The sequence below is a fragment of the Duganella sp. S19_KUP01_CR8 genome, from assembly GCF_036688705.1.
Classification (GTDB): domain Bacteria; phylum Pseudomonadota; class Gammaproteobacteria; order Burkholderiales; family Burkholderiaceae_D; genus Rugamonas.
The window spans coordinates 1-14,139 of the sequence record NZ_JAQQPR010000011.1 but is presented as its reverse complement, the minus strand read 5'-3'; the positions used below and the strand labels follow the sequence as shown (position 1 = coordinate 14,139).

Here is a 14,139-nt window from a genome sequence, read left to right as displayed (position 1 = left end):
GGTTTAACTGTACGATCTTAGTTTGCTTATGTGACCGTATGATGACGTGTGGAAATAATCTGCGGCAAACTGTGAAAAACCGTGCCGTAGATTATTGCCTACGCGCTACAATCTAAGCTGTACAACTATCGAGACCAGGCCTCCCATGCACCGTCACGTCCTCCGCCAGACCCTGTCGACCTTGTTATTGCTGAGCACGGCAAGCGCATGGGCAACCGGCGTCACGGTGCAGGTGCAGGACGCCGGCGGCAAGGCGCTGGCCGATACCGTGGTTTATGTCGAGCCGGAAAGCGGCCCGGCCGGCGGGCGGGCGCCGGCCACGGCGGAAATCGAACAGAAGGGCCTGAAGTTCGCGCCGCTGGTCAGCGTGGTGCAGACCGGCGCCAAGATATTCTTCCCGAATAACGACAAGGTCAGGCACCACATTTATTCGTTCTCGCCGGCCCACAAGTTCGACCAGAAGCTGTACTCCGGCCAATCGGCTTCGCCGCAGGTATTCGACAAGGCCGGCACGGTTGTGCTCGGTTGCAATATCCATGACAAGATGCTGGCCTATGTCAAAGTGGTCGATACGCCGTACTTCGCCAAGACCGACGCCGCCGGCGCCGCCCGCATCGAGCTGCCGGCCGGCGGCAAGTACGTGGTCAAGGCCTGGCACTACAACACGGTCGGCGGCGCCACGCCGGAGCAGGTGGTGACGGTGAAGGCTGGCGACGCGCCGGCCAGTGTCGCCTTCAAGCTGCCGATGAAACCGATCGTGGCCGACGACCCTTCGTCGTCCACTCTTTAAGGGGCAGCCCGAGCATGCGCATGCGCTTCCGCAGCCTGGAGAGCCGTATCGTCACACTGTTCCTGGTGTTGATCGTGGCTGTGCAGCTGATCGGCCTGCTGGTGATCCAGCGCGGCATCGACAACAACGCGCGCCTGTCCATCAGCAGTGAACTGGGCAACGGCTCCAAGGTGTTCCGCCGCCTGCTGGACCAGAACGCGCAAAACCTGCGCTTTGGCGCCCGCCTGCTGGCGCGCGATACCGCCTTCGTGGCCACCATCGGCAACAACGACGAGAACGATCGCGGCACCATCCTGTCGGCGCTGGACAACAGCGGCAAACGCATCAAGGCCTCGCTGTCGATGCTGATCAACGCCGACCGCAAGATCAGCGTCGCCACCAACAACGACCAGGCGGCCGCGCTGGAGAAGCAGGTCGCCAGCATGCTCGACGCCGCCGAATCCTCGGTGGGCGTCAGCGGCATCGCCATCGTCGAGCACCGGCCTTACCAGATCGTCGTCATGCCCATCCTGGCGCCGAGGACGATCGGCTGGATCGTCATGACCTTCCCGATCGACCGCCAGCTGGCCAACGACATGCGCGAAGTCAGCGCGCTCGATACCGCCGTGCTGACCCGCGACGCGCAAGGCAAATGGCTGGCCGTGGGCTCGACCTTCTCCGCCCCGGTGACGCAGAGCGTGGTCGACCAGCTGCAAACCTTGCCGGGCACGCCGGCCGGCCCGTTCGACCTGACCCTGGCCGCCGGCCAGTACAGTGCGCGCCTGCTGGCGATCGGCAAGGATGGCGGCCAGACCGCCAACGTCCTGCTGGCCCGCTCGATCGACGAGGCGACCGCGGAATACAGCCGCCTTGAACGCTGGCTGATCGGCCTGACGCTGGGCGGCATCATGGTCTCGGCGCTGGCCATTGTGTTCACCGCCAAGCGCATCGCGCAGCCGATCAGCGAGCTGGCGGTCACCGCCAAGCGCCTGGAGCAGGGCGACTACAAAGGCCAGATCGACACCAGCCGCGAAGACGAAATCGGCGCGCTGGCGCATGCCTTCGACGCCATGCGCGAAGGGATCGCCAAGCGCGAACAGGAGATCCGCCGCCTGGCGTACTGGGACACGCTGACCAACCTGCCGAACCGCGCGCAATTCGTGCTGCTGCTGAACGATGCGCTGCTCAGTGCCTCCAGGCGCGAGGAAACCGTGTTCGTGCTGATGATGGACCTGGACCGCTTCAAGCACGTCAACGACGTGATGGGCCACAGCTTCGGCGACGCCTTGCTGCGCCAGGTGGCCGGCCGCTTGCAGCTGCTGCTGGCCAATCGCCGGCAGTCGTCGGCGCAGGTGGCGCGCCTGGGCGGCGACGAATTCGCGGTGCTGCTGCCCGATGCCGACCTCGATTCCGCGCAGCGCGTGGCGGCCGAGATCCTGCAGGCGCTGGAGACGCCGCTGTCGCTGGAAGACCAGACGGTGGACATCGGCGCGGGCCTGGGCATCGCCGGCTATCCGGAGCACGGCAACGACGGCGAGGCGCTACTGAGCATGGCCGAGGTGGCGATGTACGCGGCCAAGCAGCGCAACGACGGCGCCGTGGTGTACGACGCGGCGATGGACAAGTCCAGCGAGAAGAGCCTGTCGCTGTTGACGGAGCTGCGCAACGCCATCGAACGCAACGAGTTCCGCCTGCACGTGCAGCCGAAGATCAAGCTCGATACCGGCGAGGTGGTGGGCATGGAATCGCTGGTGCGCTGGGCGCATCCGGAACGCGGCAACGTGTTCCCCGACGAGTTCATTCCCTTCGCCGAGCAAACCGGCTTTATCCGCGTGCTGACGCGCTGGGTGATGGAGAAGTCGGCGGAGCTGTGCCAGGCGCTTGCGGCCAAAGGCTATCCGCTCAAGGTGTCGGTCAACTTGTCCACGCGCGACCTGCTGGACCAGGACCTGCCGGCCAAGTTTGCCGAAACGCTGGCGCGCTACAAGCTGGCTCCCGGTTCGTTCTGCCTGGAGATCACCGAGAGCGCCATCATGGACGATCCGGTGCGCGCCCAGCACACGCTGGAGCGCCTCAGCGCCATGGGGGTCGATTTGTCGATCGACGATTTCGGCACCGGCTATTCGTCGCTGGCCTACCTCAAGCGCTTGCCGGTGAATGAGCTGAAGATCGACAAATCCTTCGTGCTGAACATGGAGAACGACGTCGGCGACACCAAGATCGTCCGCTCCACCATCGACCTTGGCCACAACATGGGCCTGCGCGTGGTGGCCGAGGGCATCGAGAGCGAGGCGGTATGGCGCCTGCTGGCCGACCTGGGTTGCGACCAGGGGCAGGGCTACTTCATGAGCCGTCCCATCCCCGGCGACCAGTTGATCGCGTGGCTGGAAAAGTGGCAGGCGCCGGCCGCCAACGCGGCGCCGGTCTACAGCGCCGTCGATATGAACAGCTGAATTTCAGCGCGGCCCATCCCGGCCGTCGTCGGCACGGACAGCATTTTGCGCGCCGAATAATCCACGCCAATAACGCTTTCCTATCATTGCTTATTTGTCACAAATCAAGCTATGATCGGTCGCGTGGCGCGTGGTGGTTACATGGTGTCATTGAGCCCCGGCGGCGCCGTAGCCCGGCCCGCCGCTTCCGAATATTCTTCGACTTTATGGACTTTCGCATGAAGCATTTGAAATGCGCGGCACTGGCCGCCGCCGTCCTGATGGCGCACAGCGCCTCCGCCCAAACCTGCGCCGCTTCCGGCCCTGGCGTGAACTATCCCGTCACCCGCACCGTCGACCAGACCGACGACTATCATGGCGTCAAAGTGGCGGACCCATACCGCTGGCTGGAAGACGCCAACAGCGACGAGACCCACGCCTGGGTCGTTGCGCAGAACAAGCTGACGCAGGACTACCTGTCGCAGATCCCCGGCCGCGACGCCATCAAAGCCCGCCTGACCAAGCTGTGGAACTTCGAGCGTTTCAGCGTGCCGTTCAAGGAAGGCGGCCGTTACTTCTACAGCCGCAACGACGGCCTGCAAAATCAGTCGGTGCTGTACACGATGAAGACGCTGGCCGACGTGCCGCGCATGCTGCTCGATCCGAACACGCTGGCCGCCGACGGCACCGTCGCACTGGCCGGCCTGGCGGTGAGCCCGAACGGCAAATACCTCGCCTACAGCACCGCCGCTTCCGGCTCCGACTGGAACGAGATCAAGGTGCGCGACATCGACAGCGGCAAGGACATCGATGACCACATCAAGTGGGTCAAGTTCTCCAGCACCGCATGGCTGCACGACGGTTCCGGCTTCTTCTACAGCCGCTACGACGAGCCGAAGGAAGCGACCAAACTGGCCGACGTCAACTACTTCCAGAAGCTGTACTTCCACAAGATCGGCACGCCGCAAAGCGCGGACACGCTGGTCTACGACCGTCCCGACCACAAGGACTGGGGCTTCGGCGGCGAAGTCACCGAAGATGGCCGCTTCCTGATCATCACCGCTTCGCAAGGCACGGAGAACAAGAACCGCGTCTACTACAAGGACCTGTCGCGCAAGGACGCCAAGGTGGTGCCGCTGCTGGAGGACTTCGACGCGTCGTATAACTTCATCGGCAACGACGGCATGGTGTTCTGGTTCCGCACCGAGCGCAATGCGCCGCGCGGCCGCATCGTCGCCATCGACACCCGCAAGCCGGGTGTGCTGAACTGGAAGCAGATCGTGCCGGAAACCGCCAACACCATGGTGTCGGCGTCGATCGTCAACAACCAGCTGCTGGTGGACTACCTGAGCGACGCCCACAGCCTGGTCAAGGTATTCGACCTGAAAGGCAAACCGCTGCACGATCTCGAACTGCCAGGCCTGGGTTCGGCGGGCGGCTTCGGCGGCAAGCGCGGCGATGCGGAGACCTTCTATTCGTACACCAGCTTCACCACGCCGACCACCATCTACCGCTACGACCTGAAGGCAAACAAGAGCAGCGTGTATCGCCAGGCGAAAGTGGACTTCGACCCGGCCGCGTTTGAAACCCGCCAGGAATTCTTCACCAGCCGCGATGGCACCAAGGTGCCGATGTTCATCGTCTCCAAAAAAGGCCTGAAGCTCGATGGCAGCAATCCGACCTATCTGTACGGCTACGGCGGTTTCAATATTTCGCTGACGCCGTCGTTCTCGGTCGCCAACCTGGCGTGGCTGGAAATGGGCGGCGTCTACGTGATGGCCAATCTGCGCGGCGGCGGCGAATACGGCGAATCCTGGCATGCGGCCGGCACCAAGCTGCAAAAACAGAACGTGTTCGACGACTTCATCGGCGCGGCCGAATGGCTGGTCGCACACAAGGTGACGTCGCCTGCCAAGCTGTCCATCGGTGGCGGCAGCAACGGCGGCCTGCTGGTCGGCGCGGCGATGACGCAGCGTCCCGATTTGTTCGCGGCGGCGATTCCGCAGGTGGGCGTGCTGGATATGCTGCGCTTCCATAAATTCACCATCGGCTGGGCGTGGACTTCGGACTACGGCTCTTCCGACAACGCCGACGAGTTCAAAGCGCTGGTCAAGTACTCGCCGCTGCACAACCTGAAGAAGGGCACCTGCTACCCGGCGACCATGATCACCACCGCCGACCACGACGACCGCGTGGTGCCTGCGCATAGCTTCAAGTTCGCCGCGACTGCGCAGGCCGACCAGGGAGGCGCCGCGCCCATCCTGATCCGCATCGACAGCAAGGCGGGCCACGGCGCAGGTAAGCCGACCACCAAGCAGATCGAGGAAGTGGCGGACCGCTGGGGCTTCCTGAGCCGCGCGCTGAAGATGGATGGCGCTACGGAGGCCGTCAAAGCGGCAGGCCAGCAGTGAGTGCCGCGCGCATCGTCATTCCCGCGCAGGCGGGAATCCATGCTGCGGCACTGACCATGCGACGTATGGATTCCCGCCTACGCGGGAATGACGCATTCGCGGTTATTCGAGGTGGCCTGCTGTGCGCCATCCTGATGCTGGGCGTGGCGCCAGCGGCGCCGGTGCTGGCGGCAGCTGCCGAAGGTGCGCCCGCGCCTTCGGCAAAGAAGATCGCCGATGTCACGCGCGGCCTGCAATCGCAGCCGGGGTTTATCGATCTGTGGCGCGATACGGACAAGGGCAGGGTGCTGCTGTCCGTATCGGCGCTGGATCAACCGTTTCTGCTATTGAGTTCCTTGCCTTATGCGCTGGGCTCGAACGATGTTGGCCTGGATCGCGGCCAGCCGGGCGAGATGCGCATGGTGCATTTTGAGAAGCATGGTGCGCGCCTGTTCTTCGTGCAGGAAAATACCAACTTCATCGCCGCCTCTGCGGACAAGGACGAACGCGCCGCCGTCACTGAATCGTTCGCCAGCGGCGTGCTGTGGTCCGGCGATATCCTTGCCAGTGAAGACGGGCGCCATCTGATCGACTTCTCCAGCTTCCTGCTGGCGGATCGGCACGGCGTCGGTGCTCGGCTGAATGCCACCAAGCAGGGCGCGTATCAGATCGATGCGGCTCGCAGCGCGGTGTTGGCGCAGCAGGCCAAGGCCTTCCCCGACAACGTCGAACTGGAGGCGCTGCTGACATTTGCCGGCCCCGGACAAGCGGAGTACGTGCGCCAGGTCGCGGCCGACGCCAGCAGCCTGTCGCTGCGCCAGCGCATCAGCATGGTGCGCCTGCCCACGACCGCGATGGGCTGGCAACCGCGCAGCTACCATCCATATTCCGGCGGCTTCGACGTCAACTACTACGACTTCGCCACGCCGCTCGCCAGCAGCATCGACGTGCACTGGCAGGTGCGGCACCGCCTTGAGAAAACCGATCCGTCGGCGGCGGTCGGCACCGTCAAGAAACCCATCGTCTATTACGTCGACCGTGGCGCGCCGGAGCCGGTGCGCTCGGCCTTGATCGCTGGCGCTTCGTGGTGGGCCAGCGCCTTCGAGAAGGCCGGCTTCAAGGATGCCTACCGCGTCGAGCTGCTGCCGGAAGGCGTCGATGCGATGGACATCCGCTACAACGTGATCCACTGGGTGCACCGCGCCACGCGCGGCTGGTCCTACGGGAACGCGCTGGCCGATCCGCGCACCGGCCAGATCATCCGGGGCGCCGTCACGCTAGGCTCGCAGCGCGTGCGCCAGGACATCCTGATCGCCGAAAGCCTGCTCGCGCCTTATGGCAAAAACGCTCCGGCCGACAGGCAGAAACTGGCCGAAGCGATGGCATTGGCGCGCTTGCGCCAGTTGGCCGCGCATGAAGTTGGCCACACGCTGGGCTTCGCCCACAACTTTGCGGCCAGCCGCATGGGCAATGGCTCGGTGATGGACTATCCGCATCCCATCCTCAAGCTGGACGCCAAGGGCAACGTCGATATCGCCGATGCGTACGGCGTTGGTGTCGGTCCATGGGACGACTACATCGTCAAATACATCTACGGCGATTTCGGTAGCGGTGCGCAGGAACAGGCCGCGCTGGCCAAGCTGCGCGCCGACGCGCGCGCGGCCGGCATGCTGTACTCCAGCGACCAGGACGACCGCTCGCCCGGCTCCAGCCATCCCGATGGCCTGCTGTGGGACTTCGGCCCGGACTCGATCAAGACCTGGGATCAGTTGGGCGCCGTGCGCCAGCGCGCGCTGCAAACCTTCTCGCTGGACGTACTGCCTGACGCCCGCCAGATCGGCGAGCTGGAAGCGCGGCTGGTGCCGGTCTACCTGCTGCAACGCTATCAGGGCGAAGCACTGGCGCGCCTGATCGGCGGCGGCGACTTCGATTACACCAGCAGCGGCGACGTCAAGGCCGGCCTGGCCAAGGCAGGCATCAAGGCCACTCCGGCGGCGGTGCAGCGCCAGGCCCTGAACCGTCTTGCTGATAGCCTGCGCGCCGAGTACCTGGCGCTGCCGGCCGGCGTGCTCGATATCCTGACGCCGCCGGCGATGGGCCATGAACGCAGCCGCGAATACTTCGCCACCCGCATGGATACCGCGTTCGACGCCTTCTCGATCGCCGAAGCGGGCGCCGCGCAGACGGCCGGCTTCCTGCTGGACCCGGCCCGCATCAACCGCGTCGCCTGGCAGCACGCGCGCGACGCGCAGCAGCCGGGCGTGCAGGAAGTGCTGTCGCTGCTGCTGCAAAAGACGTGGAAGCGCGAGCCGGTGCCAGCCTCCGTGGCCGGCGGCGAGGCGGTGCAATTGGCGGCCAACTGGGTGCTGATCGATGCGGCCTTGAATCTGCTCGACGGCGGCAAGCTGCATCCGCAGGTCGACGCGGAAGTGCGCCAGTCCGCGCGCGAGCTGGCGCAATGGCTGCAAAAGAACCCCGGCAAAGGCGTGACCGCCGACAGCCGCAAGCAGGCGGCCGGCTTGATTTCCGCCTACCTGGCCGATCCGCACAGCGTCAAACTGCGCGCCATGCCAGTTATCCCGCCGGGCGCCCCGATTTGACCTCAACAACCGTGCGCACCAAAATGACGCCTTATTTCGGTGCGCACGGCCTTGGTGCATGTTCATGCACAAAATAAAAACACATTGAAATCAAGCACTTAAAATTTGCACCAAATTGGAACGATTATTGCTTTTATCGATACTCGTAACTAATTTTTGCATTATTTTGGGGAGAGATTTTGATGGGTGGATATAAAGACGGCGCCGATGCATTGTTCATATTGCTTGGCGCCATCATGATTTTGGCCATGCATGCCGGCTTCGCGTTCCTGGAGCTGGGCACGGTGCGCAAGAAGAACCAGGTCAATGCGCTGGTCAAGATCCTGGTGGATTTCGCGGTATCGACGATCGCTTACTTTTTCGTCGGCTACAGCATCGCGTATGGCGTCAATTTCTTCTCCTCGGCCGAGGTGCTGGCCGCCAAGAACGGCTATGAGCTGGTCAAATTCTTCTTCCTGCTGACATTTGCCGCCGCCATCCCGGCGATCATCTCGGGCGGCATAGCCGAACGGGCGCGCTTCCATCCGCAGCTGATCGCCACCGCGCTGCTGGTCGGCCTGGTCTACCCGTTCTTTGAGGGCATCGTCTGGAACCACCGCTTCGGCGTGCAGGAATGGCTGGCGTCCGCGTTTGGCGCCGAGTTCCACGACTTCGCCGGTTCGGTGGTGGTGCACGCGGTGGGCGGCTGGATCGCGCTGCCGGCGGTGCTGCTGCTGGGCGCGCGCCGTGGACGCTATATGAAGAACGGCGCCATCGCCGCCCATCCGCCGTCGTCGATTCCTTTCCTGGCGCTGGGCGCGTGGATCCTGACGGTGGGCTGGTTCGGCTTCAACGTGATGAGCGCGCAGGCATTGGACAAGATGAACGGCCTGGTCGCCGTCAACTCGCTGATGGCGATGGTCGGCGGCACGCTGGTCGCGCTGCTGATGGGGAAGAACGACCCCGGCTTCGCCTACAACGGCCCACTGGCCGGCCTGGTGGCCGTCTGCGCCGGCTCCGACCTGATGCACCCGCTGGGCGCACTGGCCACCGGCTGCATCGCGGGAGCGGTGTTTGTCTGGATGTTCACGCTGGCGCAAAACAAATGGAAAATCGACGACGTGCTGGGCGTGTGGCCGCTGCACGGCCTGTGCGGCGCCTGGGGCGGCATCGCGGCGGGGATCTTCGGCCAGAAGGCGCTCGGCGGCATCGGCGGCGTATCGTTCGCCGCGCAGCTGGGCGGCACCGCACTGGGCGTGGCGATCGCGCTGGCGGGCGGCTTCGCCATCTACGGCGTGCTGAAGGCCACGCTGGGCCTTCGCCTGGACCCGGAAGAGGAATTCCAGGGCGCCGACCTGTCGATCCACCGCATCAGCTCCACGCCGGAGCGTGAATCGAACTGGTAGAACCCGTATGCCTTCGCGATACGCATGCCGTTCCGCTTAGGGGTCTGACCCCGCATGGGGTCAGACCCCGCCTGGCGGTGCGGGGTAAGAAATCAGCGGTGTATCACCACCAGCAGCGCCTTCGCCTCGGTCTTGCCGACGTTGCGAATGATGTGCTGCTGGTCCCCCGGGTAGCGCGCCGTGCTGCCCAGCTTCATCTTCTTCTTGTCCGGCCCCACCTCCACCTCCACCGAACCGTGCAGCAGCGTCAGGTGCTCCTGCGCGCCGGGATCATGGCCTTGCGAGGCCAGTTCGCCACCCGGCACCAGCGTCAGTTCATACCACTCATATTTACTCGCCAGTTCCAGCGGCCCCAGGATGCGCAGCACATACCCGGCGTGATGGCCGGGCAGGGTGGGGATTTCGTGCGCCTCGATCACGCGTACGGTCTCCGTTTGCCGTTCGGCCGTCGCCAGCAACTCGCCGATCTGCACCCCCAGCGCATTGGCCAGCCGCCAGGTGATGGCGATGGTCGGATTCGCCTTTTCACGCTCGATCTGCGACAGCATCGATTTGGAGACACCGGCGATGCGGGACAGATCTTCCAGTGTCAGGCCACGGGCCAGGCGCAAGCGCTGTAGCGCGGCGCCGACTTCTGGAGGTGCATTCGTCGAAACGGGTGTTTTCATTGTTTTATTCGGCAGATGGGCTAAATTTCAAGTGAATCACTGCGCGTGCATGGCTTGCGCAGTGCACTGCCGTTCTGTAAAATTCGATATATTGAATTTGAGTTCGACATAACGGATTTCGCATAAGGCAGTGTAATTGCGGTGAAATCGTACCACACACAGGGACCCATCATGACCATTCCAGCTAAAACCACCTTCTTCAGCGGCCTGCAACAAAACCTCGACCAATTGCGCGAGCAGGGCCTCTACAAGCCAGAGCGCGTTCTGGCTTCGCGCCAGGGCGCGGAAGTGACGAGCGAAGATGGTCGAATGCTGATCAATATGTGCGCCAACAACTACCTGGGCCTGTCCGGCCAGGAGTGGGTGGCGCAGGCCTCCATCGAGGCGACTGAGAAGTATGGTTATGGCCTGTCGTCGGTACGTTTCATCTGCGGCACCCAGACCGTGCACAAGCAGCTGGAGCAGGCGATCTCCAAGTTCCTCGGCACCGAAGACACGATCCTGTACGCGGCGGCTTTCGACGCCAACGGCGGCGTGTTCGAGCCGTTGTTCGACGAGAACGACGCCATCATCTCGGACGCGCTGAACCACGCCTCCATCATCGACGGCATCCGCCTGTGCAAGGCTGCGCGCTTCCGCTACGCCCACAACGACATGGCCGACCTGGAAGTGCAGTTGCAAGCGGCCGCCGGCAAGCGCCATAAAGTCATCGTCACCGACGGCGTGTTCTCGATGGACGGCACCATCGCCCAGCTGGACAAGATCTGCGACCTGGCCGACAAGTACGGCGCGCTGGTGATGATCGACGAATGCCATGCCTCCGGCTTCATGGGCGCGACCGGCCGCGGCACCCACGAGCACCACAACGTCATGGGCCGCATCGACATCATCACCGGCACCCTGGGCAAGGCCCTGGGTGGCGCGATGGGCGGCTTCACCTCGGCGCGCAAGGAAGTGATCGACATGCTGCGCCAGAAATCGCGTCCCTACCTGTTCTCGAACACGCTGGCGCCATCGATCGCCGGCGCCTCGCTGGCCGTGTTGCAAAAGCTGTCGGAATCGACCGAGCTGCGCGACCGCCTGCACGAAAACACCGCCTTCTTCCGCAAGGAGATAGAGCGTATCGGCTTCACCATCAAGCCTGGTACGCACCCTGTAGTTCCTGTCATGTTGTTCGACGCGCCCGTCGCGCAGAAATTCGCGGCACGAATGTATGAGCTGGGCGTTCTGCTCAGCGGCTTCTTCTACCCCGTGGTCCCGATGGGCCAGGCCCGCGTGCGTGTCCAACTGTCCGCGGCCCACACCCGCGAGCAGCTGGAGACCGTGCTCAAAGCATTCGAACAGGCAGGCCGTGAGCTCGGCCTGCTGAAGAACTAAACATGAAAATCGTCAGGAACAATAATATGAACACTCAAGAACGCATCCTCGTCATCGGCGCAAATGGTCAGATCGGCAGCGAGCTGGTAGAGGCGCTGGCCGCCCAGCACGGCGCGCAGAACGTCATCGCCGCCGACATCAGTCCGACCAATCTGTACAACGCGGCGCGCTACACCACGCTCAACGTGCTGGATAAGGTCGCGCTGTCGGCGCTGGTCACCGACGAGGGCATCACCCAGGTCTACCAGCTGGCGGCGATGCTGTCGGCCACCGGCGAAGCTGCGCCGCTGAAAGCCTGGACGCTGAACATGGACGGCCTGCTCAACATCCTGGAAGTGGCGCGTGAGCGCGGCGTGGTCGGCAAGCCACTGCGCATCTTCTGGCCTTCGTCGATCGCCGCCTTTGGCCCGAACACCCCGGCCGTCAACACGCCGCAAACCACGGTGATGGATCCGACCACGATCTACGGCATCAGCAAGCTGGCCGGCGAGCGCCTGTGCGAGTACTACTTCCTCAAGTACGGCGTGGACGTGCGTTCGATCCGCTACCCTGGCATCATCAGCTTCAAGTCGCCTCCGGGCGGCGGCACCACCGACTACGCCATCGCCATCTTCCACTCGGCGCTGCGCGGCGAGCGCTATGAATGCTTCCTCGGCCCGCAGACCACGCTGCCGATGATCTACATGCCCGATGCGATCCGCGCCACCATCGAATTGATGGACGCGCCCGCGGCACAAGTCAAGGTACGTTCGGCTTACAACGTGGCCGGCGTGTCGTTCAACCCTGAGCAACTGGCGACCGCGATCACCCGTGCGCTGCCGGACTTCAAGATCGGCTACAAACCGGACAGCCGCCAGGCCATCGCCGACACTTGGCCGCAAAGCCTGGACGACGCCACCGCCACCGCCGACTGGGGCTGGAAAGCCCGCATCGGCGTCGACGAGATGGTCGCCGACATGCTGGCCAACGTCGATGTCCATCTGGGCAAAGCCGCATAATTCAACACACTATAAAAAAGAGAGACAACTGATGGACATGAGCGTATTCGACCTGTTTAAAATCGGCATCGGGCCGTCGAGTTCCCACACCGTGGGACCGATGGTGGCGGCCCGCCGTTTTCTGCTCGATAGCGCTCCGCTGGACGACGTCACCGGCGTCACCGCCGAGCTGTATGGCTCGCTGGCGCTGACCGGCATCGGTCACGCCACCGACAAGGCGGTGATCCTCGGCCTGATGGGCGAAACCCCGCAGGACGTGGTGCCGACCAGCGTCGACTCTCAATTGGCGCAAGCCGAGGCGGCGGGCGAGTTACGCCTGCTCGGCACTCATACCGTGCCGTTCAAGCGTGGCGTCAACCTGGTGTTCCACATGGCCGAATCGCTGGCCGAGCACCCGAACGGCATGCGCTTCACGCTGACCCGCGCCGACGGCAGCACCTTCAGCAAGGTGTACTACTCGGTGGGCGGCGGCTTCATTAAAGAGGAGGGCGAAGCCCACCAGGCCGCGCCGACGGTGGGCAGCGCGCCCGCCGCCGCGATTCCGTTTGCCTTCGACACCATGGACCAGCTGCTGGCCCACGGCGAGCGCACCGGCTTGACCATCCCGCAGATGCTGCGCACGAACGAAAACGTCAAGCGCACCGACGAGGAAGTCAACGCCGGCATCGACAAGATCTGGCAGGTCATGCGCGACTGCATCGCCCACGGGCTGGATACGCCGGGCCAGCTGCCGGGCGGCTTGAACGTCAAGCGCCGCGCCGCCAACCTGTGGAAGCAGGCCAGCGACGCCAAGGCATCCGACAACCGCGCCAACGACCTGCCGCATGACGCGCTGCACCAGGTCAGCTTGTACGCGATGGCGGTCAACGAGGAAAACGCCGCCGGCGGCCGTGTCGTCACGGCGCCGACCAACGGCGCGGCCGGCATCATCCCGGCGGTGCTGCGCTACTACGCGGAAGACTGCAAACCGAGCGATCCGGTCACCGGCGTGCGTAATTTCATGTTGACGGCAGCGGCCATCGGCATGCTGTGCAAGCGTAACGCCTCGATCTCCGGCGCGGAAATCGGCTGCCAGGGCGAAGTGGGCGTGGCTTGCGCGATGGCGGCGGCCGGACTGGTGGCGGCGCTGGGCGGCAGCAACGCCCAGATCGAAAACGCGGCCGAAATCGGCATCGAGCACCACCTGGGCATGACCTGCGACCCGATCGGCGGCCTGGTGCAGATTCCCTGCATCGAGCGCAACGGCATGGGCGCGGTCAAGGCGATCACCGCCGCCTCGCTGGCCTTGAAGGGTGACGGCACCCACTTCGTCAGCCTGGACGAAGTAATCGAAACCATGCGCCAGACCGGCGCCGACATGCAGGCCAAGTACAAGGAAACCTCGCTGGGCGGCCTGGCGATCCACGTGATCACGGTGAACCACGCGGCTTGCTGATTACCTCCGGGGTCAGGTCCCCCATTTGAGCATGAGCTCGGCTGTACTAGCCGAGCTCATGCTCAAATGGGGGACCTGACCCCGG

The 14,139-nt window shown here is 64.1% G+C and carries 9 protein-coding genes; 8 read left to right on the top strand and 1 reads right to left on the bottom strand.

Features of this window, described 5'->3' with window-relative positions; all coding sequences use genetic code 11:
• The first annotated feature begins 145 nt into the window (after window positions 1-145).
• The 5 genes from V6M89_RS12805 (at window position 146) to V6M89_RS12785 (ending at window position 9,576) form a co-directional block, all read left to right on the top strand.
• Window positions 146-790, top strand: a complete 645-nt coding sequence (locus V6M89_RS12805; protein ID WP_332853519.1) for a methylamine utilization protein — start codon at window positions 146-148, stop codon at window positions 788-790.
• 14 nt (window positions 791-804) lie between these two features.
• Complete coding sequence (locus V6M89_RS12800) at window positions 805-3,222, top strand: putative bifunctional diguanylate cyclase/phosphodiesterase (protein ID WP_332853518.1); 2,418 nt, start codon at window positions 805-807, stop codon at window positions 3,220-3,222.
• 218 nt (window positions 3,223-3,440) lie between these two features.
• Entirely contained in the window at window positions 3,441-5,612 is a 2,172-nt protein-coding gene (locus V6M89_RS12795) for a prolyl oligopeptidase family serine peptidase (RefSeq protein WP_332853517.1), read from the top strand.
• 65 nt (window positions 5,613-5,677) lie between these two features.
• Window positions 5,678-8,191 (top strand): zinc-dependent metalloprotease, encoded by a 2,514-nt coding sequence (locus V6M89_RS12790; protein ID WP_332853516.1) that lies wholly within the window; start codon window positions 5,678-5,680, stop codon window positions 8,189-8,191.
• 182 nt (window positions 8,192-8,373) lie between these two features.
• Window positions 8,374-9,576 carry an ammonium transporter gene (locus V6M89_RS12785; RefSeq protein WP_116990743.1) on the top strand — a complete coding sequence of 401 codons (1,203 nt, stop codon included), beginning with the start codon at window positions 8,374-8,376 and terminating at the stop codon, window positions 9,574-9,576.
• 92 nt (window positions 9,577-9,668) lie between these two features.
• Here the strand turns inward: V6M89_RS12785 and V6M89_RS12780 are convergent, their stop codons facing one another.
• Entirely contained in the window at window positions 9,669-10,244 is a 576-nt protein-coding gene (locus V6M89_RS12780; protein WP_332853515.1) for a helix-turn-helix domain-containing protein, read from the bottom strand.
• 171 nt (window positions 10,245-10,415) lie between these two features.
• Here V6M89_RS12780 and kbl point away from each other — a divergent pair, with 171 nt between their 5' ends.
• From kbl to V6M89_RS12765, 3 genes are read left to right on the top strand one after another with little or no spacing between them, the layout of a single operon-like run.
• Window positions 10,416-11,621, top strand: a complete 1,206-nt coding sequence (kbl, locus tag V6M89_RS12775; RefSeq protein WP_332853514.1) for a glycine C-acetyltransferase — start codon at window positions 10,416-10,418, stop codon at window positions 11,619-11,621.
• A gap of 26 nt (window positions 11,622-11,647) precedes the next feature.
• Window positions 11,648-12,619: an NAD-dependent epimerase/dehydratase family protein gene (locus V6M89_RS12770; protein WP_332853513.1), complete on the top strand. Its 972-nt coding sequence runs from the start codon at window positions 11,648-11,650 to the stop codon at window positions 12,617-12,619.
• A 31-nt stretch (window positions 12,620-12,650) separates the two neighbouring features.
• The gene (locus V6M89_RS12765) at window positions 12,651-14,054 is read left to right on the top strand and encodes an L-serine ammonia-lyase (protein WP_332853512.1); all 1,404 of its coding nucleotides are present in this window, start codon (window positions 12,651-12,653) and stop codon (window positions 14,052-14,054) included.
• Window positions 14,055-14,139: the final 85 nt, after the last annotated feature.

Excerpts from the sequence above, each read along its gene's own strand:
- V6M89_RS12780 (WP_332853515.1), bottom strand. The coding sequence starts at position 10,244 with ATGAAAACACCCGTTTCGACGAATGCACCTCCAGAAGTCGGCGCCGCG.
- V6M89_RS12805 (WP_332853519.1), top strand. The coding sequence starts at position 146 with ATGCACCGTCACGTCCTCCGCCAGACCCTGTCGACCTTGTTATTGCTG.
- kbl (WP_332853514.1), top strand. The coding sequence starts at position 10,416 with ATGACCATTCCAGCTAAAACCACCTTCTTCAGCGGCCTGCAACAAAAC.
- V6M89_RS12785 (WP_116990743.1), top strand. The coding sequence starts at position 8,374 with ATGGGTGGATATAAAGACGGCGCCGATGCATTGTTCATATTGCTTGGC.
- V6M89_RS12800 (WP_332853518.1), top strand. The coding sequence starts at position 805 with ATGCGCATGCGCTTCCGCAGCCTGGAGAGCCGTATCGTCACACTGTTC.
- V6M89_RS12795 (WP_332853517.1), top strand. The coding sequence starts at position 3,441 with ATGAAGCATTTGAAATGCGCGGCACTGGCCGCCGCCGTCCTGATGGCG.
- V6M89_RS12790 (WP_332853516.1), top strand. The coding sequence starts at position 5,678 with ATGGATTCCCGCCTACGCGGGAATGACGCATTCGCGGTTATTCGAGGT.
- V6M89_RS12770 (WP_332853513.1), top strand. The coding sequence starts at position 11,648 with ATGAACACTCAAGAACGCATCCTCGTCATCGGCGCAAATGGTCAGATC.
- V6M89_RS12765 (WP_332853512.1), top strand. The coding sequence starts at position 12,651 with ATGGACATGAGCGTATTCGACCTGTTTAAAATCGGCATCGGGCCGTCG.